The organism is Pseudobacter sp., assembly GCF_051955275.1.
Classification (GTDB): Bacteria; Bacteroidota; Bacteroidia; order Chitinophagales; family Chitinophagaceae; genus Pseudobacter.
Genome location: NZ_JBQCGW010000305.1, coordinates 60,478 through 85,678, shown reverse-complemented (window position 1 = coordinate 85,678; position 25,201 = coordinate 60,478). Strand labels below are relative to the sequence as shown.

Here is a 25,201-nt window from a genome sequence, read left to right as displayed (position 1 = left end):
GATAGTATTAATCCAGTATCGTATGAAGAAGCACCAGTTGTCAGCACTCCTTTTTTGCATTCTATTTCTGAACATTTACTTCAACGGAAAAGCTCAATCCCTCTCTGCAGGAGATGTTTCATTCATCTCACTGACGGCAAATATCACCCCCAAACGATTCGAGTTTGTAATCTGGAAAGACCTCGGTGCGAGTAAAGAGATCCGCTTCACCAATTGCGGATTCACGGACAACACCGGCAACACCGTTCGCTGGATGGAGCAATATGTTATCTGGACAGGACCTTCCACCGGGCTTGCGAAAGGAACGGTTGTAAGGGTAGAAGGCAATACGGCCAACTACGGCTCCGTAGCTACATACAACTGCAGCGGAAGCGGAACACCTTCGGGGCTGACCCTTGGAAATTCTACGGGGAACCAGATCTTTGCTTTTGAGGGTACGGGAGGCGCCTCTTATGCATCTTCCACCTCTTTCAGCGGAACACTGCTGGCAGGTATCCAGTACCAGTCCACCGCCGGATCTCCCTACTGGGTGACTACCCCGGGGACCGTCATTGCTGCAGCTACTTCGTTTCTTCCAACGTCGATCTCCAGCTATGCAATGGTTGTGACGGGAGCACCTGGTCCTAACGAAGGAGTTTACTCCGGACCGAGAACCGGATTTAATACAGTCAGCGACTACCGTTCCCGCGTGCTTAACATCAGCAACTGGAGTGTTCAGGGTGGTACCACCATCAATCCGGCCATGAAGGATAATACACCGTTTACTTTCGCTGCACCTCCAGGTATTACAGGACACCCATCCAACAGCACTGTTTGTGCTGGTTCAAATACCACTTTTTCAATTACAGCCTCCAATGCTACCAGCTATAAATGGCAGGTGAGCACCAACAATGGCGGTAGTTTTAGTGACCTGAGTAATACAGCCCCTTATTCGGGAGTAACTACAACCACATTAACCATCACAGGTGCAACAGCCGGTATGAACGGATATCAATATAAATGTATAGCATCCGGATCTGCCTCTCCTGATGCTACCTCCAATGCAGGGACACTGACAGTAAACCAGCCAGGCACCTGGCTTGGCGTATCCAGTTCATTATGGTCTAACACGGCTAACTGGAGTTGCGGCATATTGCCAACGGCCAGTACCAACGTTACCGTCAGCAGCAGTGCCCCCTACATGCCTGTGGTAGATATTACAAGCGCCATCTGCAATGATATTCTGATTCAAGCAGGTGCTTCTGTTTCCATCAACAGCGGCCAGACATTGACCATCAAAGGATCGGCTACCAATAACGGAACGTTCTCTGCTGTTGGAAAAACAACTTTTTCAGGAAGCAATCAAACCCTTCCTGGAGGCAGCTATGAAGACCTGGAGATTTCAGGTACCGGCACTAAAACACTTGGCAATTCAGCTACTGTGAGTGGTACGTTTACAATTACTTCCAGTAAACTTCAACTGGGAAACAATGACCTTACAATTGGTGCAGGTGGTGGCATTACCGGTGGCAATGCCTCCAGCTATGTTATTACCAATGGTTCAGGATCATTAAAGCAGCAGGGCATTGGCACAGGTGGAACAACAAGCCCGGTCATCTTTCCGGTAGGCACCGCTACTTCCTATGTACCGGTTACGCTCACCAATGCAGGTACATCCGATGCATTTGGTGTTCGTGTGATACAGAGTGTATTTGCTTCATACGATGCCAATGATATACCAACCGGGGTTGCAGAAACACAACACAGTGTGAGTAAAACATGGATGATAACAGAAGGCACTCCCGGTGGTTCCAATGTTACGCTGACCTTTCAGTGGAACAGTGGTGATGAACAATCGGGCTTTAACAGAACTGCGGCTTTCCCATCCCACTACAAAGGAGGAGCATGGGTTAAAGGTGCTACCAGCGCAGCAACAGGTTCTGATCCTTATACCATTTCCATGAGTGGCATTACCTCTTTTTCTCCTTTTGGCGTAGGAAGCACAGGAAGCCTGTTGCCTTTAACACTGGTGTCTTTTACGGGTAAAGCAACAGCTGCCGGAAATACATTGCAATGGGTTACTACAAGTGAGATCAATGTGGCTTCTTTTATTATTGAGAGATCAGTGAATGGTGCAGATTTTTCAACTACCGGTAATATACAGGCTAAAAACGCGTCAGGTCAGCAACAATATCAATTTATTGATACCGATGTGAAAACAACTACTTATTACCGTTTAAAAATGATTGATAAAGATGGCACCTTCAAATATTCACCTGTCATTATAATAAATAACGCAGCTACAACAGGACAATTGAGTATTTATCCTAATCCCCTTGTGGGCGCTGAATTGAATATCAAAACAAGCACTACGCAAAAGGAAGATATCATGTTTACCATTACTGACGCAACAGGCAGACAATGGCAAACAGGAACCCTGTCTGCAAGCGCTATCAATAGCGGGAAAGCGCGTGTGATAGTAAGAGCACTGCCTGCAGGTTTATATTATGTACAAGCGCAAGGCGTTAAGAGCCAGGCAATAAATATTCTGAAGTTTCAAAAGAAATAATACACTCCATTAAAACAGAAAAGGGTGCCTCAACAGGCACCCTTTTTCTACATTATCTCCCTGATTATGATAAAAATGATACATTTAGGCCGCTGAATCTGATCTACCCGCTATAATAACAGGTCATTTTCAACCATTGAATCTCCAAAATGATGCACCATTGAAATGGATTTCTCCTGATCGCTTTTACATCCGTTTAGTCTTGGTTTTAATACTTGTTTTTGCAGACAGGCATGAACTCGAAGCACAACCTGTTCAATACAGGTTCAACACCATCGGGCTCAACCAGGGATTATCCAATACCCGCATCACCGCCATCATCAAAGACCAGCAGGGTTTCCTCTGGTTTGGTACCGCAGACGGCCTCAACAGATACGACGGTTATACGTTCAAAGTTTTTCTGCACAAAGAACGGGACAGTACCACCATCAATGATAACTTCATTGACAAGATAGTTCCCGGCCCGCTGCAATCCATCTGGGCATACACACCCAAAGGATGGAATAAATATGATCCAAAGACGGAACAATTCGTTTCCCGTCCCAAACAATTTCTTCATTCCATCGGCATTCCGCATGAATGGTTCTCCAGCATCGTGCCGGACCAGCAAGGAAATTTCTGGTTTATTTTTCCGCACGATGGCCTGTACCGCTACAATGCCTCCACCGGTAAAACCGATCTCTTCAATGATAAGCAGGGAGCCTGGCCCCTCTTCTCCAGCAATGTAACCGCCATTGCCTTTGACAGGGATGGCAACTACTGGATAGCATACGAAGAAGGAGTTTTTGAAAAAAGAAACTTCACTAGCAACCAGTTGCTCCACAGGAACAAATCATTACAAAATATCGCCCGTGGCAATGGCCAGCAGTTCAGATTATTCATTGATAAAGAAAATGAGGTATGGCTCTATATCGCCAATCAAAAACACGGTGTATGGTGGTACCAGCCTGAATCTGACAGGCTCACGGCCATCAACAGCAGTTCCGGCTCATTCAGGCTGAACAACGATATTGTAAATGGTATCATCCAGGACAACAGGGGTAATATCTGGGTAGCCACCGATCACGGAGGCATTAATCTCATCGATAAAAAGAACAATACTGTAAACTATCTCTACAGCAACACAGGCGGCAACAGCAATAATTTCGAGAATGCCATCAATGCCATTTATAAAGATGAGCTGGGTACCATCTGGATGGGAACTTTCAAAACAGGCATCAATTATTTCAACGAGAATAAATCTTCCTTCTTACTCTTTCAACACAATGCCTCCAATGCAAAAAGCCTTCCCTTCAACGATGTAAATTGTTTTGCAGAAGATAAAAAAGGAAATCTCTGGATCGGAACCAATGGCGGCGGCCTTCTCTATTTCAACCGCACCACCAATACTTACCAGCAATACCTGAACAATCCGGCCAATAACAACAGCCTTTCCAACAATGTAATCACCAGCCTGTACCTCGATAAAGAAAACAAACTCTGGATCGGCACTTATTTCGGAGGACTTAATTGCTTTGATGGAAAAAACTTTATCCGCTACAGGCATAACGACAATGACACGTTCAGTCTTTCAGACGACAGTATCTGGGAGATCTATGAAGACAGCCAGGGCCGCCTCTGGATCGGTACTTTAACCAATGGCCTGCAATTATTCAACAGGCAGGAAAATAAATTCTACAGCTATCGCACACAGCATGCCTATACCCTCAGCACCAATTCCATCATCGAGGACAAATATGGCAATATATGGGCAGGAGGGTCCGCCGGTATTGAGTTATACAACAAACAGGCAAAACTTATCAGGCAATTCACTTATGATGAGAACATCCCCAACAGCTTAAGCAATACCACCGTGCTGGATATCCTGCAGGATACCAGTGGCCTCATCTGGATCGGTACCCGTGACGGACTGAATATGTACAACCCGCAGCTGGACCAGTTCACACGGTATCGCACAGAAGACGGCCTTCCCCATAATACCATCCTGAGAATCTTGAAGGACCATAACCAGAACCTCTGGGTAAGCACCCCCAACGGCCTCTGTAATATCAGCATCACGAAAAATGGAAATAACATTGTTCCCCAGTTCAAAAACTACGACGAGACCGATGGCTTGCAGGGACGTGTATTCAATGATGACGCTGCCTTCGTTACCAAAGCAGGCGAACTGGTTTTCGGAGGAAGCAATGGTTTCAATATTTTCTTTCCACCAACGCCGGTTGCCAGAACTTTTCATCCTCCTCTTGTATTTACTGACCTGCAATTATTCAATAACAGCGTTCAACCGGGCAAAGAATATGGTGGAAGGGTGATATTGTCTCAAACCATCGCGGCCACTCAGGAACTTGAGCTCAGGCATGATCAGAATGCGTTTGCCATTGAGTTTGCTGCATTGCAGTTTGTGGATGCAGGCAAGATCAAATACATGTACCAGTTGAAAGGTTTCAATGATACATGGATCAACACAGATGGCAATAACCGTAAGATCAGTTTTACCGGATTGAATCCGGGTACCTATACGTTATCCGTCAGAGCCCGCAATGAGAACGGGGTGTGGCTGCCCGGCACCGCCGATCTTCAAATCCGTATACTGCCGCCTTTCTGGCGCAGTACGCTTGCTTACTGTCTTTATGCCTTGCTGATCACCGGCGCTTTATTGTTTGGCCGCTATCGTATTATCCGCCGCACAAAACTGACATTCAAAAAAGAACAGCAGGAACTTGAAGCCAGGCGTAACCAGGAACTGAACGACATGAAGATCCACTTCTTCACCAATGTAAGCCATGAGTTCAAAACACCGCTGTCACTCATCATCTCCCCCATTGAAAAACTGATGCAGCAGCAGCACCCGGAAAATGACAACAAACAGTTCAAACTGATCCACCGGAATGCCCGACGCCTGCTGAATATGGTGAATGAACTGCTCGATTTCAGAAAACTGGAATTGAGCGAACTGAAACTCCATAAAAAACCAGCCGATATCTTCCTTTTCTGCAAAGAGGTGTTCGATTCCTTTTCCGATTTGGCCGAAAGGAAAAATATCCATTTCTCTTTTCATGCTGAACAGGAAAACCTGGTGATGGCCTTCGATGCAGACAAACTGGAAAGGATCCTTTTCAATCTCCTGTCCAATGCCTTCAAATTCACGCCGGAAGGCGGTTCCGTTTCTTTACAGGTCAGCCGGGATACAGCGGATTTTATCGAAATTAAAGTACAGGATACCGGCATCGGCATCCCAGCCGATAAACTGGATAAAATATTCGAGCGCTTTTTCCAGAATGAATTGCCCACCTCTATCATCAACCAGGGAAGCGGCATCGGCCTGAATATCTGCCGGGAATTCGTACGCCTGCATGTAGGTACTATCCATGCCGAAAGTGTACAGGACGAGGGATCTGTATTTATTGTAAGGCTGCCAGTGCAACTGCCGGAAGATATTACTGTAAATGCGGCCACTCCTGCAAGCGCTAAGCGAAACAGTCCCACAACCAAAACCATCCTCCTGGTAGAAGACAATGAAGATTACCGCTTCTACATTAAAGACAATCTGAAAGAACATTTCACCGTCATTGAAGCCTCCAATGGAAAAGAAGGATGGCAGAAAGCATTGTCTGAGCACCCCGACCTCATCATCAGCGATATCAATATGCCCGAACTGACCGGCATAGAGCTCTGCGAAAAAATAAGGAACGATAAGCGGACCAGCTTCATTCCGGTGATCCTGCTCACCGTGCTCAGCTCAGAGATCAGTCAGCTCAAAGGATTGGGAACAGGCGCCAATGATTATATTACGAAACCCTTTAATATAGAAGTATTACTGTCGAAGATCCGGAACCTGCTGGCGCAGCAGGATAAGTTCAGGGAAACCTACCAGAAGCAGGTGACCGTTGCCGCCACGGAGATAACCCCGGTTTCCACGGACAGGGACTTTGTACAAAGAGCACTTGCCCTGGTAGAAAAAAATATGTCGAATCCCGATTTCTCTGTGGAAGAACTGAGCCGGGAATTATTACTTGGCCGCCCCACCCTCTATAAAAAACTCTTCAGCCTCACCGGCCAGACACCCATTGAATTTATCCGGACCATCCGTTTGCAACGCGCCAAACAGATGCTGGAAACCGGAAAATGGACCATCGCCGAGATCGCTTATGAGGTTGGCTTCAATGATCCGAAATACTTCACCAAAGTGTTCAGAGAGAACTTTCAGCTGACGCCTTCCGCCTACCAGGAGACATTCAAAAACCAGAAGGATTCTTGAATTCTAATTGATTATTAACCATATACGCTCCCGCAGGAAACATTTCACCCCCTATTTTGTGCAGAATTTCGCCCTTCCCCCGTGCAGGTGAATTTAATTTTGACCCGTTCTATCCCTCGCGATTTCCTGGGATAATTCCGTTTTATTATCATTCTAACTGATTAGATTATGATCTGCTTGCCAATCGACAGTCCTCCCCCCTGTCCATCAAAGGTTACTATACCTTTTATGAAAAAAGTGCTCTTTTTATGGCTGCCCTCCCTGCTCCTGGTTACCATGGCAATGGCCCAGAACCGGGTCAGCGGAAAGGTGACCGACAATCAGAACCGCCCGCTGCCCGGGGTGAATATTACCGTAAAGCACAAAGGCACTGCCACCTTTACGGATACCCTGGGCCGTTACTCGCTGGCCGTTTCCCTCAACGACACATTGGTATTTTCTTCCATCGGTTACCTGAAACAGGAAGTAAGGGTAAGGTCCTTCGATGGACTGAACATCCTGCTTTCCCCGGAAAGTATCCAGATGGACCAGGTAGTGGTGATCGGTTACGGAAGACAAAAGCTTCCCACCGTTACCGGCTCCGTGAGCGTTGTAGCCGGTAAAGACCTGGCACAAACGCCCGTTGCCAACGTCACCAATATGCTGGTAGGTATGGCTCCCGGTATCACCGGTATCCAGAACAGCGGTGAGCCCGGACAGAACGGTACCACGCTCCGCATCAGGGGCCTTGCCACTCTCAATGGCTCCAACCCACTGGTAGTAATTGACGGAGTGCAGCAACCGGCAGAGAACCCTTTCACCATGCTGAATGCCATCGACGCCAATGACGTTGAGAATATCAGTATCCTGAAAGACGCCTCCTCCACGGCTGTGTACGGTATCCGCGGCGCCAACGGCGTGATCATCGTCACCACCAAAAGAGGCAGGTCCGGCCGCCCCTCCTTCAGCCTCAATATGAACAGGGGTTTTACCAGTCCAACTTCCCTGATCCCCCTGACCAACTCTCACGACTTTGCACAATCGAGAAATGAAAGCATCAGGAAACTTCAGTCCTCCGGAAACGGTGCCTATAATAATATGCTGTTCTCGGAAGACGAATTATGGAAATTTCAGAACAACAGGGACTATACCCCCGGCGAAGTGGATGCCATGAGCAACCTCAGCGCAGAACAGAAAGAAGCGCTGAAAAACAGTCCGGCACTGTATTATACCAGCCACGACTGGTATAAAGAACTCTTCAACGGTACCGGTATTCAAAACCAGTATAACCTCAGTGCCTCCGGTGGAAATTCCAAATTCAGGTACTCCAGCTCACTCGGTTATTTTGATCAGACAGGCATTCTGCGATACACCAAAGCGGCTGGTGCGGATGTAGAACCGAAATTTTCCCGCTACACATTCAGGAACAACTTCGATATCAATATCACCGGTAACCTGCAACTGAGTGTGAACCTCAGCGGACAGTTCCTGCGCAACAAAACCGCCAATCCCAAATCAGATAACTTCAGCAATGTTGAATCAGGTGATCTGGCCGCAAGGTACCAGGCCATCCTCTTCAGCCTTGGATACGGGCCATTCATTTCTCCCGGCATTGTAGATGATCGCATCGTATTGCACTTTGTTGGGTCAGACGGCAGCCCCACCAACCCTATCGGAACCATCAGAGGCGGAAACGGGGGTTATCCCAGCCAGGTGATCAACCCGTTGAACCTTGTAACCAGAGGGTATGGCATTACGCAGGGAACCAACCTCAGCTCGCAGCTGGTGCTGAAGCATACTATGGATTATTTTACTCCCGGATTGTCGTCACATGTTACAGTAGCTTATGACGATAACTACAACAAGGGATACGCCATCACGCCGGGAGTGCCTACCTATGCGGCTTACAGGGATCCCAACAATCCAGGCAAAATAGTGTACATCGGTGGTGCGGTGAATGCGGATAACAGCATGACCGATTATCTCTTCAACTCCAACTTCCGCAGAACTTATTATGAAGCAGGACTGGATTATGCAAGAAGTTTCGGAGGCCACAACGTATCCGGACTGATCCTGGGCAATGCGCAGAAATATGTAGACAACAGACTTGCATTCAATACCCCATCAGGGCTGATGAGCCTGGTTGGTCGCGCTACCTATAATTACCGGGAGCGTTACCTCGCAGAGTTCAACATGGCTTACAACGGTACAGAGCAGTTTGCTCCCGGCAGCCGTTTCGGTTACTTCCCGGCCGTATCTGCTGGCTGGATCATTTCCAATGAATCATTCTTCAAAGAAAACCGCTGGCTCAGTTTTGTAAAACTCCGTGGTTCTTATGGAGAAGTAGGTAATGATCAGATCGGCGCAAGACGTTATCTCTACCTGCCCAATTCCTGGAATATGGCCGATGGTGGAAACGGATATTATTTCGGCAATACCAACGGCTCCAATGCCAATCCACTGATCTCCGGCGCAGTGGAGTCTTCCCTCGGAAACCCTGTGGTGACCTGGGAAAGAGCGCAGAAGACCAACCTACAGCTCGACCTGCGGTTCCTGGAAAACAAACTCTCCTTTTCGGGTACCTATTTCAGTGAGAAGAGAAAAGATATCCTGGTGCAACCATCCATCATCCCAGCCAGCTTTGGCGTTGCAGGAACGCCTGTTTCCAATGTAGGCATGGTCAGCAATAAAGGATGGGAATTTGAACTGGGGTGGGATGATAAGATCGGAAAAGACTTTGGCTACTTCATCAAAGCCAACTTCTCTTATGCCCGCAACAAGATCGATTATATGGCCGAAGCACCTTTCCCTTACTCATGGATGAACCAGACCGGTTTCATGATCGGCCAGCCCAAAGGATTGATCGCCGATGGCTTTTACAATACACAGGAAGAATTGTCGAACAGACCTTACAACACTTTCAGCAACCTGGTTGATCTGGGTGATCTCAGGTACAGGGATATCAATGGTGATGGAAAGATAGACAACAGTGATATGGTGCCAATCGGTTATCCAACCTTTCCATTGATCGCGTACAACTGGCGCGTAGGGTTCTCCTACAAAGGATTTGATGTATCGGCCCTCTTCATCGGAACAGCAAAAGGCTCCTATGATATCAGCAGGACCTACTACGGTGGTAACAGGATCGTACAGGCGGTGAATGACGGAAGATGGACGCAGGAGAAATACCAGAAAGGAGGCGAGATCACCTACCCTGCCATGAATGCCATCGATGGAGCGTCGCAGGCTTCAAAAACCGTGAGCAGTTTCTGGCTCAGGTCCACCGATTTCCTGCGTCTTAAAAACCTTGCAGTAAGCTACACCTTCCAGCAGAATGCTTTATTCAAAAGAGCTGGGATCAGGGGAGTCAGCCTGTTTGCGAACGGAAATAACATCATTACCTGGACCAACCTGGTAGAAGGTATCGACCCCGAGTCAACCAGCCAGAACAGCAATGGTTACATCTTCCCGTTGATCAGGACATTCAATTTCGGTCTTAATGTTTCATTTTAAAAACCTGCACAATATGACTAACAATAAAGAGCAGCGTTGGTACAAAAGATTGTTTGCCACAGCAGGAATTGCCTGTGTGATAAGTTTTGCATCCTGCGAAAAAGAATTTCTTCAGGTACCTCCCGGCGGTAGCCCCACCATAGATTCAGTATTCAATCGTTCATCGAACGCATACAACGCCATTGCTTCGGCGTATTTCTCCTGTCTGCGTCAGGGCCTGAACTACACCGGTTATTACTCGCCCAGCACAGATGATCAGCTGGCTGGCAGCCAGGCTTTCTGGGTGCAGATACCCGGTAGTGTGGCAGCTGTATCCATTTTAGGAGGAGGTTTTACACCCAACTCCAACAGCCAGGATATGGGCTCCAACGGCGGATACGGCAATGATGGATACACCGATAACTTTCAGTGCATCAGGAAAGCATATCTCGTAAAAGAAAATATCGACAAGGTGCCCGATATGTCCGATGCGGACAAAGCCATTGTGAAAGCAGAAATGCAGGCGCTTGTGGCTTACCGTTATACGCAGATGTTCATCATGTATGGCGGCGTTCCGCTGGTCCCTGAGAGCTTCCCGCTTTCTTCCCTCAATGATCTTGCATCACTGGCAATACCACGCGCTACTGTAAGGGAAGTGCTGGACGCCATTGTAAGATGGTGTGATGAATCCGCCAGTGTACTGCCATCACAATGGCCCGGCAACTCGCTGGGGAGAATGACGAAGAGCGCTGCACTTGCCATCAAGGCAAAAGCACTGATGTACGCAGCACGACCTTTGTTCAACTCATCCACTCCTTACCTGGATCTGGGTGCTAATAATCAGATGATCTGTTTGGGTTCTTATGACGCCAACCTGTGGGACAGGGCGCTGGCAGCCAGCGAAGCAGTGATCACAGAAGCAGAAGGCCCCGGCGGACTTGGCATCATCGATACCGGCAATCCGCTTGCGGATTACGGCACAGCCACTTCCACTCCCAGCAACCGGGAAGTGATCCTTGCATTCAAACAGCAGGTTTCCTCTACAGGAGGTCAGGGCCCTTACAATATCTTCAACGTCACCAACTACCACTACCAGGCCAACGGCGCGGTACTCGCCAGCAGCATGCTGGAGAATTACTACAAAGCCGACGGCACCAATCAGACATGGCCAGGCATTGGTCAGACAGAACCTTTCTCCTCCTACACTACCAAATTCCTCGACATGGAGCCCAGGCTACAGGCCGACTGGAACGGATGGGAAATGCAGGCAGCCAACAACCCCGGCGATCCTAACTGGCATATGACAGCGCACTACAAAGATGTGAATCACTTTGGCGCCGGTCAGCCTACCAAATTCTGGTACCTGGCAGGCAGCAGGCAATGGTTCGACTTCCCCATCTTCAGACTGGCGGCTTATTACCTGAGCTCCGCAGAAGCATACAATGAAAAAGGCCAACCGTCGCTGGCGCTCAACAGGCTCAACAAGATCCACGAGCGTGCAGGTCTTCCTCCTGTTACAGAAACAGATCAGGCTAAACTGAGGGCTATCATTCACAGGGAATGGGCCATTGAGTTCATTCAGGAGAAATACAGGTTCAACGACCTGAAGCACTGGAAAGACCCCAACATCAACAATGGCATTATCGGTGGCCCGATCAGATTCCTGGCCTTCAACAATGGTGGAGATGCATTGCCCACCGGCAATACAAACTTTACCACCATCGTACGGTATGATGGATTCTGGCATCCCAGGCAGTTCCTCAATCCTTTCCCACAGGGTGAGGTAAACAAAGGATACCTGATCCAGAACCCGGGCTATTAATGTGCACACTTATAACTATAGAAGACTAGCTATATGATAAAACATTTCACAACAAAAGCAGGTTCCATTCTGCTGGCAGCATTGACAGGATGTATGCTGTCCGCCAGCGCCCAGACTGCTTCCAAAGATACTTCCGCTGATACCGGACCGGTGTACGAACCCGGACCACTCTTACTCCTTTCCAAAGAAAGGTCCATCACCTCTTACTCCACCACTACAGGAAATGTGCTGGGTAAAACACCCGTTGCCAACCTCACCAACACCCTGTATGGAAGACTCAACGGGTTAACGGTGATGCAGAATAACGGACAACCCGGTTATGATCAGGCCTCGATGTTCATGCGCGGCAGAGGCACATACGATAACCCGAATATCGTTTGTTACGTGAATGGATTCCAGGTGGACATTTCCTTTTATTTTCAGTACCTGGCCGCCGGTGAAATTGAGAGTATCACGCTGCTGAAAGATCCTGTATCGCTGGCAACATTCGGTATCAAGGGCGCCAACGGTGTATTGTGGGTGACTACCAAACGCGCCGGCTCCGGAAAATTCAAAGTGGATGCACAGGTGGTTTCCGGATTCCAGCAGGCCATCGATATTCAGAAGCCTTATAACTCCTACGACTATGCGCGTTTGTATAACCAGGCAATCAGTAACGACAACTATTCATTGAATGGTCATCAGTATGCCTGGACGCCAGCCTACAGCGACGCACGCTTACAGGAATACCAGAATGGTACCGGCACCAATGTGGACTGGTTCAAAGAGGCCCTGAAAAAAACGGCCCGCTTTACAGAAGCCAATGTAAACGTACAGGGCGGCATCGCAGAAACAGCCAAATACAACCTGTTTGTGGATTACATGAACCAGACCGGTCTGTTCAATGCGCCGAAGGACGGACTGCTCGGCAGCAATACAGGCTTACAACGTTTTACCCTTCGTTCCAATATCGATCTTAAGTTCTTCAAAATATTTGAAGGCAAGGTAGACCTGGGAGGAAGGATCGAGAACTACCGTTATCCATTCAGCAATAACACCTATGATAATGCAGCGGCTTACTGGAGGCAACTCTCTACCTACCCTGCCAATATCTACCCGGTAAAAGATCCTGCTACCGGCAACTGGTCGGGCAATACGCTGTATCCCAACAACCCCGTTGCACAACTGAATGCACTGGGCAATTATACTTCGCACGACAGGACCCTGCAGGGAAATTTCCAATTGAAAGAAGACCTCGGATTCATCACGCCTGGTTTCTACATGAGCCAGTCGGTTTCCTTCAATACATGGTCAAGGGTCATTCAGAATAAAACGGCTACCTACGCGCGCTTCTTTGGAGGCAGTCAGGCTACTGCAGACAGGACCACGCAGATCAATTTCGGCACCAACCAGCCTTACGGCCAGCTGACCTGGCGCCAATCCAACCTGGTAGCGGGTTACGACAGAACCTTCAATGACCATGCGATCTCCGCAGCTGTCAACTACTACGCCAGCGATATGATCCCCGATGCCAATGAAGATCCTTCCAGGATCACCTACCGCTGGCAGAACCTGGGCGGGCGGGCCAACTATGCCTACAAAGGAAAATATACCGGTGAGATCGGCTGGGGTTACAGTGGCTCCGACAACTATGCGCCGGGCAACCGCTGGAAATTCTATCCGGCAGTGTCACTGGGCTGGATCATTTCCGATGAATCTTTCCTGAAAGAGAACAAATGGATCAGCCAGTTAAAACTGAGAGCAGCTGCCGGTAAATCAGGCAACGACCAGACTTACCAGGGCCGCTATCTCTATCAGCAATACTATCGTTATGTACCGGGAAGTATAACGGGCAACAATAGCCTTAACTACAACAATGGCCTCAGCCTTGGCAGGATCGCCACTCCGGATATCACTGCCGAGCAAAGCACGAAATATGAAGCAGGCTTCGATCTTTCTTTGTTGAATAAGATCAGCATCAACGCCAGCTGGTTCCTCGACAAACGCAGTGGTATCATTTCCCGCAACAACCTCATCCCCGGTTACCTGGGATACACGGGTTCAGATATGCTGCCTTTGCAGAACATCGGCAAGGTTACCAACAGGGGTATTGAAATGAGCATCAGCTACGCAGACAAAGCAGGAGAATTTCATTATGCAGTGGATCTCATGGGCACCTATGCGAGCAACAAGATCAACTACCAGGCAGAGATCCCCAACAAGAATAATTTCAACAACACTACCGGCCTTCCTATCGGTACCCCCATGGGATTGATTGCCGACGGCCTTTACCAGCTGGAAGATTTCAATACAGACGGCACACTGAAAACCGGCATTCCTGTTCCCGGTTTCGGTCCGGTGCAGCCTGGTGATATCCGATACAAAGACCTCGACAATAACGGCGTGATCGATAACACGGACATCACCAAGATCGGCAACCCCGGTTATCCGAAATTCTACTACTCTTTCAACCTGGCCTTCTCTTTCAGGAATTTCGATTTTGCAGCATTGTTCCAGGGTGCATCCGGTATGAGTGTAAACCTGCTGGGAGCAGCCTACAACCAGGTGGTGCCATTTGTTGGCAATACCACCATCTATCCCATCGCAGGCAATGCCTGGGCCTATTATCCTGATCAGGGGATCGATACACGCAATGGAGCAACGTTCCCAAGACTTACCACAGTGAGTAACGCCAACAATTACACCAACTCCACCTTCTGGATGAAAGATGCCAGCTTCCTGAGATTGCGCTCTGTTCAACTGGGTTACAATTTCCCTGAAGCAATGATAAGAACCTTGCACCTCAGCAAACTCAGGGTCTTTGCCTCCGCCGTGAATCCTGTGCTCTGGTCTTCTTTCTACAAAGAATACAACCTTGATCCGGAAACTCCTGCCGGTTATCCTGGTATCAAATCATTCAACGCAGGGATTTCATTATCCTTCTAAAAACAGCAGTCATGAGCTTACTATATAAAAGATCATCAATAGCAATCGCAGCCCTGGCTTGCATCGGGCTAACTGGCTGTAGCAAAACATTCCTGGATACAAGGTTGGATACGCAGCCTGGCCAGCATAATGTGGATGAGAACTATACCACACTGATCCAACTCTCCAATGCACCTTACGCATATTTCCAGCAGGTGAATGAATTTTCCATCCTGGATGGGAACCTGTTCGCCGCCGTGACCGATGAAGCGGTACAGACCAATGGCGTGGGCGATGTCTATCTTTTCAACAATGGCAACTGGAACCAGTTCAACAATCCTGCAGACAGGTACAATCATTATTACGCCGGTATTTATTCTGTCAATTTCTTTTTAGAATACCTGGCAAAAAACGGAGGTGATTACAGAACCCTGCTCGCTACCAACCGGGATACCATCACAGCGGACACCAGGCAGAACTACCTGAATGATGTGGCGCTGATGGCCCGCGCCATTCCTGAAGCACATGTACTCCGTGCCTACTTCTATTTTGAACTGGCAAAACGTTACGGCGGTGTTCCATTGATCAATAAAACGTATGCAGCATCGGAGAAGCCTGCCATTCCAGCTTCCAGCTTTGATGAAGTAGTCACATATATCATCAGTGAGATCGACACTTACAAAAACGATTTACAGCCCAACTGGAAAACCTCTGCCTTTACAAACCAGGATGGTCGACTTACCGTTGGCGCTGCGCTGGCTTTGAAAGCGCGTGTATTGCTCTATGCAGCAAGTCCCCTGCATAATCCTGCCAACAGTGCAACTAAATGGCAGGCCGCCGCTGCTGCAGCCCGCGAAGCGGTTGTATTTGCACAACGCACGGATGACGCAGGCGGTAAGAACAGTCTTGATCCTAACTACCGGAATTACTTCCTCAGCAACAATACCATTCTGAGCAATGAAACCATATTAGCCATCAGGTACCCGGCCAGCAATGACCTGGAGCGCGTCAACTATCCCATTGCCACACCCGGCGGTAATAGCGGCATCACGCCTACTGATGACCTGGTAAAAGCATATGAATATACCGGCGCTCCTGTACCGGGTAATCCGTATGCCAACAGGGACCCGAGACTGGAATCAAGCATTGTAACCAATGGAAGCAGCTGGAATGGCCGCATGATCAACCAGGCACCCGGCGGCAGTGACGACAGAACAAGGGTCAACGCCAGCAAAACAGGTTATTACCTGAAGAAATTCCTGAATGACAATGTTGACCTCGTCAACAATGCCCTCAACCCTCATAACTGGCCTGTATTCCGTTACGGGGAACTGTTACTGGTATATGCCGAAGCGATGAATGAAGCATACGGTCCGGATAACGATAATGGTACCGGGCTCACTGCCCGTCAGGCTTTGAATATGGTGCGCGCCAGACCAGGTGTGAACATGCCGGCCACCACCGCAACAGCACAGACAGCATTCAGAGACGCCGTAAAACATGAGCGCAGGATAGAACTGGCTTTTGAAAATTACAGATACTGGGACCTCGTTCGCTGGGGCGATGCCGTTACCGTTCAGAACAAACCGGTAACAGGTGTTGAAGTGAACCAGAGCAGTCCCGGTGTATTCACTTACACGCCCAGGAATGTGCAGAACAGGGTATTCATCGCACCAAAGATGAACTACTTCCCTTTCCCGCAATCTGAGATCAATATTTCAAATGGAGCGCTGATACAGAATACAGGCTGGTAACGGTCACACGATTTGTAAAAGCAACTAAAAAAATTTGGTTATGAACGCTACAAAAACAACAGCTTCGATATTGATGGCATTAGCCGTATCATGGCTCCTGCCTTCCTGTGAAAAGGACGACTCGGCCAAAGAATATGGGAATTCCCTTATTTACATGCCGCAGAGCGTGAACGTATCGCTGGGTCTCAACGCGGTTTATCCCGTACCCAGTTCTTCCAATGGCACCAGTCCCACCGGTTTCAATTATGTGGTGGACGAAAAGAATGGAAAAGTGAATATCATACTGGGTGCTGCACTGTCCGGCACTTCAACCGGATCTTATACTGTTGATATAAGAGTGAATAACGATACACTGCAGCAACTGCTTACCAACGGAACATTCGGCCCTGACTATGTGGCCATGCCGGCTTCCGCATTCACCCTTCCAGCAAAACTGGAAGTGCCGGAAAATGGCGCAACCACTTTCTACCTTGCAGTGGACAACAGTGTGATCGTTGATCCTGCTTACCTGGGCAAGCACCTGGTATTGGCGGTGGAGCTCACCAACGCCAGCAGGTATACCATCGATAAAGCAAGGGCCACTACTATTGTTGACCTGAATATAAACGGCCTGTTCCCTTCCGCAACAGCCACATCAGAATTGAATGTAACCGAAGGCGTAACGGTAACCTTCAGTGGTCAGAACCTGGATAAAGTAACAGCGCTTAATTTCTCGGGCACCACTATCAACATTCCCATTGTATCGCAAACCGCTACCAGTTTAGTGGTCACCATGCCCGCCATGGATGCCATCAACAGGAGCAAAGTGGATCTGGTAACGCCATTCGGCACAACACAATCCGCATTTGAACTGACCAATGTAAACAACGCCTACCAGGTATTCACCGAGAATTATGGCACCAATATCGGCCCCAATAATGATGGTGATGATTATGGTTCTTCCAAAGCCATCTCCAACACGGTTTCCAAACGTGGTACCAGTTCGCTGGCCATCACCTACTTTGGCAACAACTACTCTCCCGGCGGGCTTGTGAACTCCATGAACTTTGTTGATGACAATTACCAGTACATCACATTCTGGGCCAGGAGCACCACTAATGGAACAGGGAACGAAGGCATCCAGATGTCGTTGATGGGCGATGGTATGCCCGAAGGGTATGGAAATGATTTCGCGGGAGTGGGAATCATCGTTTCTCCTACCTGGACCTACTACAAGATCCCTATCGGATCCACTGCCGGCAAGCCAATGTGGAGTAAAGGAAATTCATTCAGGAAGTTCGGCTGGAGACTGAACAACTGGAATGTGCCCAATAATGAAGTGGTTTATTTCGATGATATCCTCTTTGTAAAATAGTTATTCAAGGAAGCAAGATTTGAAAATGAAAGCAGCAATAACACCCGTAATTATGATAAAACTATTTCTTTCCGTGCTGGTTGGGCTCGGTGCATCCAATTGCAACAAGAGCGCCGCAACACCATCAACACCCGAAGTACAGTTACTGAACGGAACTGCCGTGGTAGTGTCTTCCGATCCTGTGGCTGGTACTGCCTTTACAGGAAAAATGTACATTTCCTATTCAGGAGGGAACGGCGCAGCATTTGAGGCAGGTAATGAAATACCCTCCAGCAATGTTACGGGGCTGAAAGCAGTGTTACAGAAAGGCGTGCTGGAGCGCGGCATCGGACATCTTGTTTACAGTATCGCAGGCACGCCCGGTGCAGCAGGCAATGCCCGTTTTGACCTGACTTTCGGAGGCAAGTCAGTAACAGCAAGCATCAAAGTAGCGGAACAGCAAACCACTACAAAAATGTTCTGGGGTTTCTTCGATGACTCAGGCACACCCATGTCGTTCTATGACGGATTCGGAAAGAAGCCGAGTACCGTGATGATGTTCAATCTCTGGAATGAGACCGGCAGCAGGGACTTCCCCATCGCATTCTGCAATAACGCAGATGCAGCAGGTTACCTCCCTTATATCACCCTGGAGCCCATGATGGGACTGGCCGAGCTCACCTCCGGCAAATACGATAGCGATATAGAAAAGTATGCGCAATCTATTGCAGCATTCGGCAAACCCATCCTGCTTCGTTTTGCACATGAGTTCAATGGCGACTGGTATCCCTGGAGCATCTTCAACGGCACACTGGTCCCATCATCCACTTATGTACAGGCCTTCAGGTATGTGCATGATAAAATGAAAGCGGCGGGCGCAACCAATGCCCGCTGGGTATGGTGCCCCAACAATGCCAATGGCACCAACAATCCGCAGACACTGGATACTTACTATCCCGGTGATGCCTATGTTGACCTGATTGCCATGGATGGATATAATTTCGGAACCTCACAATCATGGTCCAGGTGGCAGAGTTTTTCAGAATTGTTCGGAAATGTATATGGCTGGATAACATCCAACCATCCCGATAAACCTCTCTTCATCGGAGAGATGGGAAGTTCTTCAACCGGTGGCGATAAAGCGGCCTGGCTGAACGATATGTTCTATCAGCTGGAAAACAACTTCACGAAGGTCCGCTTCTTTGTATGGTTCAATATCAACAAGGAAACCGACTGGAGATTTACCGATAACACCGGCAACACCGATGCTTTCAAAGCCGGTCTGGGTAATTCTCGCGTGCTGACCGACCGTACCTTAGGAGGAATAATAAAATAAAAACAATTGAGAAACATGATGAGGATCTTACCCTTTGCTTTGCTGGTTTGCACAACGGCCTTCGGCCAGTCAGCAAAGAAAGCAGCCTACCAGCGCAATGATATAAAAACAGAAGAGCGCGTAAAGGACCTGCTGAAGCGAATGACCATTGAAGAAAAAGCCGGGCAATTGAATCAGTGGGCAGGTGATCTGAATACAGGTCCAGCTTCCGGCAATGCCGACTGGAAATATAAACTGGAATCCATCAAAAGTGGAAAAGTTGGTTCCATGCTGAACGTGGTGGGTGCAGCAAAAACCCGCCAGGTACAGGCTGCAGCCATGCAAAGCAGACTCGGCATCCCATTGTTATTCGGATATGATGTGATGCATGGATATAAGACCATCTTCCCTATTCCACTGGCAGAAGCCTGCAGCTGGGATCTGGAGCAGGTGGAGCGCAATCATATTGTTGCCGCCAATGAAACGTCTTCCGCAGGTGTTCACTGGACCTTCGGACCGATGGCAGATATCAGCACAGACCCACGCTGGGGCCGTGTTATGGAAGGCGCTGGTGAAGATCCCTGGTTAGGCGCACAGCTCGCTGCAGCGCGTGTAAAAGGCTTTCAGGGCAACCTGGACTCTAACCATATTCTTGCCTGTGTAAAACACTTTGCAGCTTATGGCGCTGTAGAAGCCGGTAAAGAATATGCATATACCGATCTCTCCCGCGAAGCATTATGGAACAAATACCTTCCTCCTTACAAAGCCGCCGTCGAAGCGGGCGCTGCCTCTGTAATGAACGGGTTCAATATTTTTGAAGGCATCCCCGTTACCGGAAACAGATACCTGGTAACGGATGTGCTGAAAAACAAATGGAACTTTAAAGGATTTGTGGTGAGCGACTGGAACTCTATCGGGGAAATGGTGAACTGGGGTTATGCCACCGACAATAAAGATGCAGCCTTCAAAGCCCTTGCCGCAGGCAGCATGATGGATATGGAAACGAATGCTATCGTTAAGTTCCTTCCTGAACTGGTGAAGGAAGGAAAAATAACCATGAAGCAGGTGGATGATGCAGTGGGCAGAATACTCTACTACAAATTCAAGCTTGGCCTCTTTGATAATCCTTATGCTTATTGTAACGAAGAAAGAGAAACCGCTACTTTATTCAACGCAGCAAACAGGAAACAGGCGCTGGAAGCTGCAAAGCGATCTGTAGTTCTGTTGAAGAACGACAGCAAAACACTACCGCTGAAAAAAGATGGCCGCAAACTGGCGTTGATCGGACTCTATGCAAATGACAAAGCACATATGTTTGATTTCTGGAAAGGCCAGGGTAATCCGCTGGATGCAGTTTCTCTGAAAGAAGGTTTGACTGCTGCTTACGGCGAATCAAACATAAGTTTCAGTGCAGGTTATACCGTCAATCCGGCCACTATGGATCAGGTATTGATCGCAGAGGCCGTGGAGCGTGCCCGTGCTGCTGATGTTGCGGTAGTGAATATCGGTCTCTCCGGAGACCTCGCAGGGGAAGACAGGGCCCTGGCTAATACAGCCATTCCACCCAATCAGGTTGCATTACTGAAAGCATTGAAAACAACCGGCAAACCGGTGATAGCCGTAGTATCAGCAGGCCGTCCGATGATCCTCACGGATATCACGGATCTCTGTGATGCAATTCTTTACACCTGGATCTTAGGCACTGAAAGTGGCAACGCCATCGCACAGGTGTTGACAGGAGAATACAATCCGTCCGCCAAAACAGTGATGAGCTTTCCAAAAGCAACCGGACAAATCCCTGTTTACTATAATCATTTCAAAACAGGCCGCCCCAACCCTACGGATGGCAATGGCAACTGGTACAGCCGGTACCGGGATGTTGAGAATCATCCGTTATATCCGTTTGGTTATGGTTTGAGCTATTCTCATTTCACATACAGCAACCTGACGCTGAGCGATAGCAGCATGACAAAAACCGGCACCATAAAGGTGAAGGTTACAATCACAAATGATGGTGAATATGATGGAGAAGAAGTAGCCCAGTTATACATCAATGACGTTACTGCATCTTTGATCCGCCCTGTAAAAGAGTTGAAAGGTTTCAAAAAGGAGATGTTGAAAAAAGGAGAATCAAAGGTGATTCAGTTTACTCTTACAGGGAAAGATCTTTCTTTTTTTGATGGATCCGGGAATAGCGTACTGGAAGCCGGTACTTTCGAAGTCTTTGTTGGCGGTAATTCAAGAGATGTTCTAAATGCAAAATTCCGGCTGAAATAATTGACACGGGGATAGCGCAAAAGCGCCCCTGATGGATTCTGAAAATCTATCAGGGGCCTTTTTATGTAATGCTGTTTATTAAAAAAGCCTGACCTCCACCAGTGATCTGAAATCTAAAAGCTCCAGAACAGATTGGCAAATAAATCCCTTCCCATAGCCGGTAAACGGTTCCAGTCGGTAAAGTCGCTGTAACGCTTTTCCAGTAAATTTCTGCCCGGTTTTCGCCAACAGGGAATGCTGTCTTATCAAGAACAGCTGTTATTTGCTGGTTGGAGTTGTAAGTTTTTGAAGTCTTTTTTCTTCTTTCTCGATATTTTTTCTGAGTTTTTTGAGTTTTTTCTCAGATGAGTTCACGGAGCTTTCAGCCTTCCTTACTCTTTTAGCGGCTTTCCTGGCGGCGCTGCTGGCTTTATCCGCTCTTCTGGAAGCAGCTTTGCTATGGGCATCGCGCTGGAGATTTTGTGCATGCTCATAATTCTTATCAGCCAGGCTCTGCGATTCAGCTCTCAGTTTATTAAGCTCAATTCGTTTTTCCTGAAGGTCTGTTGCCACTTTAAGGGAATCGGTTCTATACTCAATGATCCGTTCTTTCATTTTCAGGATTTGCTGTTCTTTTTTCACTGCGGCGAGTGAATCAAGAGGGGAAGTTTGGGCAAAAGCGCACACTGATAACACCAAAAGGCACAGAACAACCAGAGTAGTTTTTTTCATACTTGTTATTGATTGATTTACAAAGATGAGGATAAGTAAGCGTCCGGTTGTCAGGGAAAGTGGGTAAAATTTTACATCCGTTATTACGGCCCAAATTCCTTCACTCCCTTAACATGTTATTTATCAGCAATTTACCATTATTTTTTTTGCCGAATATAGTTTTTGAAAGTGGTAAATGTGACTGAAAAAGGATCCAATATAAAAAGAGGCTAGCCAAGTACGGCTAACCTCGTTGTCACTTATCTTCAAACTCAAACTTGCTATAATCAATGTATCAGCAGCTTTCCATTTTCAGCGGAGAGCCTTGCTGATTTCATGTGTTCTCCACTACCATTTTGCTTCATTTCAACCTGCATACCTTCCAGTGATTGATAAACCAGATTCTTCATTTCTTCAAGACTGCCACTTCCAGCTTTATTTTCAGCCAACCCATCAATCCTCAGTACATACCCGGCATCTTCCCGGAAACAAATCCCTTTCAAAGATATATTCAACTCCACCGGCGCAGCATTGCTCTCCTTCTTAACAACCACTGGCAAACTGAGACTGAAGTTTTGCGCTTCATCTATTTTCACCTGCATTGATTTATTCAAATAAGCAGCAGACCAGTTACCTGCCATATCATTCATATCAATCTTATTGAGTTCTCCCCCGTTCTTCTTACAGGAAAAAAGGGAAAGCATTACCATTAAAAGCATTATTATATTTTTCATTTTACTCAGTTTAATTATTGACAATCGATGAATTCAAAGCTGGTATATCCACCTGAAGCCGGCAGTTTAGACTGTGTTACCCAACTACTCATATCTTTATAACTCACACCTATCGTACTGCTTAAAGATGTAAACGCAGATCTGTTGATGCTCAGTTCCGTTACCGTCTGCGATTTATTCACAGTCACTGTTGCAGTCACTCCGGTCCAGGACCAGCCACCTGAGCCTGTATACCTGTACAACGCGCCATTCTCTATCAGGTAATCCGCACCGGAATTGGAATACGCAGCATCCTGGTAACCGGTTGCAGTATTATTATCTGTATTAAGGAATATCTGGTATTGCGTATTATCCATGCCGCTACCTGCTATTCCGAAGAAGATCGATTGCGAGTTGTTTGTCATCTTCAGGCTCAGTGAGGTCTGGCCGCTGGCGGTAGCAATGGCTGTTATGGCACTCCAGTCTGACAAATTTCCATTTATTGTAATGGACGGACATGGATCCAGTCTGGAGGCACTTCCGGTTTCGTCCACACCAATATCAACACGGGAACCGATCAGCCTTGCCTGTCCGTCATAATCCACTTCTCCCGTAAATGGCGTAAACCCTATTTTTCCTGCATTGATACCGGGAGAGCTTCCGGTGAGATGCGGATCAGGGCTGGTTTCGCTGGCGCTGGTGATCAGCGGGTCTGTAAACACGGATTGATCTGTGCCGTTATCATTGGTGAGAGTTTTGAAACTGGCCAGGTTTATACCCGTCCAACTGCCACTAACATACTGGCTGGTAGAAAAAGAACCGGTACTGTTATGATAAATATTAGCGCGGCAGTTGATAGTTGATGCCCCCGAACCATATGTGAACATCTGCGTATATCTTCCATACACCACATTGCTGAACACATCGATATTGTTTGCATTCTGCAGTACTATCTCACTGGCCCACTGACTGGAAGAGGCATTTTTGATAAGCGTATTACCCGTTATAGAACCGTAAGTGACCATACCCTCCGTACTTCCATTATTCACGCCATTAGAGCCATACTGAATGCCTGCCAGGGAATTATTGTAGATCAGGTTGTTCCTTACATGTATACCGGTGGAATTCGCGTTCGGCTTATTGATCTGGTTCTCGCATCCAATGGTGATGCCATACTTATTGTTATACACTTTATTATTACTGATCAGAACATCTATAGCTCCATCTGCGTAAATAGCACCATTGTCTGTATAGTTACAAATACAATTGTTAGCTATATTGTTCTTAATGGTTCCGTTAGACGGCTGGTTATTGGTACTGATATTCGGATAATCCGCCAACCCTAATGCATCGATCCCGATATTGGTGATATGATGCACATTATTCCCTTCGATATTGAAATTGGTTACATTGCCCTTGAATGCAATTCCCTCACTCCAACCGGTGATGCAATAGCTCACTTCATTATTGATAACAGAAATATTGGTAAGTGATGAGGAAGCATTATCGCCAATCACAGCAATGGCATTGGCCCCAACTCCACTGCCACCGGGATTATCAGTGGGGTCCCAGCTTTTATTCACATAGGAGATCTCCGTAACCTTGTTACCGGAAATTGTAATACCGCTGCCAGCACCGATAACAGTGATGCCTGTTGACCAGGCCTGTTTACGGCTGTTCTTGACAGTTAAATTGGAAATAGTGAGGTTACTGCAGTTCTCCACATAAATGGTATGTACGGAACTGCCATTGCCCGCAATGGTAACCGTGCCATCACCTGCACTGGTCAATGTAATACCCGTTTTACTGGCAATTACAAGTGCCTGGTTATAAGTTCCAGCATGAACGATTACTTTATCGCCTGCGCTGCAGGAATCGATACGGGACTGAATGGAAGCGGGAGCATACACATGCCTGTCTGTTGCAAACAGGTGCAGGCAAAGCAATAGCATGGCCGCAAGAAAGGAAAGTTTCCTTTTTTTCATATGACAATGATTTAGGTTAATGATAAATTATCCAACTGATCAATCGGGTATGATCATACTACGTTTGCCGGGATGGGCATCCCCCAAAGCAAGGGAAAACTATTTTGACCTATTTCCTTAGCAATGTATAC

The 25,201-nt window shown here is 47.6% G+C and carries 12 protein-coding genes; 9 read left to right on the top strand and 3 right to left on the bottom strand.

The features are described from left to right. The first annotated feature begins 22 nt into the window (after positions 1–22). The 9 genes from ACTHMC_RS27295 (at position 23) to bglX (ending at position 21,682) form a co-directional block, all read left to right on the top strand. Positions 23–2,548 (top strand): T9SS type A sorting domain-containing protein, encoded by a 2,526-nt coding sequence (locus ACTHMC_RS27295; RefSeq protein ID WP_440418206.1) that lies wholly within the window; start codon positions 23–25, stop codon positions 2,546–2,548. 202 nt (positions 2,549–2,750) lie between these two features. Then, positions 2,751–6,806, top strand: coding sequence for a two-component regulator propeller domain-containing protein (locus tag ACTHMC_RS27290; protein ID WP_440418204.1), 4,056 nt, complete (start codon positions 2,751–2,753; stop codon positions 6,804–6,806). Positions 6,807–7,034: 228 nt separating this feature from the next. Next, on the top strand, positions 7,035–10,298 hold the full coding sequence (locus ACTHMC_RS27285; RefSeq protein ID WP_440418202.1) for a SusC/RagA family TonB-linked outer membrane protein: 3,264 nt from the start codon (positions 7,035–7,037) through the stop codon (positions 10,296–10,298). 13 nt (positions 10,299–10,311) lie between these two features. Further along, positions 10,312–12,099 (top strand): RagB/SusD family nutrient uptake outer membrane protein, encoded by a 1,788-nt coding sequence (locus ACTHMC_RS27280; protein ID WP_440418201.1) that lies wholly within the window; start codon positions 10,312–10,314, stop codon positions 12,097–12,099. A 33-nt stretch (positions 12,100–12,132) separates the two neighbouring features. Next, positions 12,133–15,024, top strand: a complete 2,892-nt coding sequence (locus ACTHMC_RS27275) for a SusC/RagA family TonB-linked outer membrane protein (protein WP_440418199.1) — start codon at positions 12,133–12,135, stop codon at positions 15,022–15,024. A gap of 11 nt (positions 15,025–15,035) precedes the next feature. Beyond that, complete coding sequence (locus tag ACTHMC_RS27270) at positions 15,036–16,757, top strand: RagB/SusD family nutrient uptake outer membrane protein (protein ID WP_440418198.1); 1,722 nt, start codon at positions 15,036–15,038, stop codon at positions 16,755–16,757. Positions 16,758–16,797: 40 nt separating this feature from the next. After that, positions 16,798–18,111: a DUF1735 domain-containing protein gene (locus ACTHMC_RS27265; protein ID WP_440418196.1), complete on the top strand. Its 1,314-nt coding sequence runs from the start codon at positions 16,798–16,800 to the stop codon at positions 18,109–18,111. A gap of 52 nt (positions 18,112–18,163) precedes the next feature. Further along, positions 18,164–19,426 (top strand): glycoside hydrolase family 26 protein, encoded by a 1,263-nt coding sequence (locus ACTHMC_RS27260; RefSeq protein WP_440418195.1) that lies wholly within the window; start codon positions 18,164–18,166, stop codon positions 19,424–19,426. Positions 19,427–19,441: 15 nt separating this feature from the next. Continuing rightward, positions 19,442–21,682, top strand: a complete 2,241-nt coding sequence (gene bglX, locus ACTHMC_RS27255; protein ID WP_440418193.1) for a beta-glucosidase BglX — start codon at positions 19,442–19,444, stop codon at positions 21,680–21,682. Between the two features lie 258 nt (positions 21,683–21,940). On the opposite strand, the gene ACTHMC_RS27250 is transcribed toward bglX, so the two are convergent. The 3 genes from ACTHMC_RS27250 to ACTHMC_RS27240 all read right to left on the bottom strand — a co-directional run bounded on the left by ACTHMC_RS27250 (position 21,941) and on the right by ACTHMC_RS27240 (position 25,070). Further along, complete coding sequence (locus tag ACTHMC_RS27250; RefSeq protein ID WP_440418191.1) at positions 21,941–22,276, bottom strand: hypothetical protein; 336 nt, start codon at positions 22,274–22,276, stop codon at positions 21,941–21,943. Positions 22,277–22,659: 383 nt separating this feature from the next. Continuing rightward, positions 22,660–23,106, bottom strand: a complete 447-nt coding sequence (locus tag ACTHMC_RS27245) for a hypothetical protein (RefSeq protein ID WP_440418189.1) — start codon at positions 23,104–23,106, stop codon at positions 22,660–22,662. Positions 23,107–23,120: 14 nt separating this feature from the next. Beyond that, a complete protein-coding gene (locus ACTHMC_RS27240; RefSeq protein WP_440418187.1) occupies positions 23,121–25,070 on the bottom strand; it encodes a hypothetical protein in 1,950 nt (649 codons plus the stop codon). Positions 25,071–25,201: the final 131 nt, after the last annotated feature.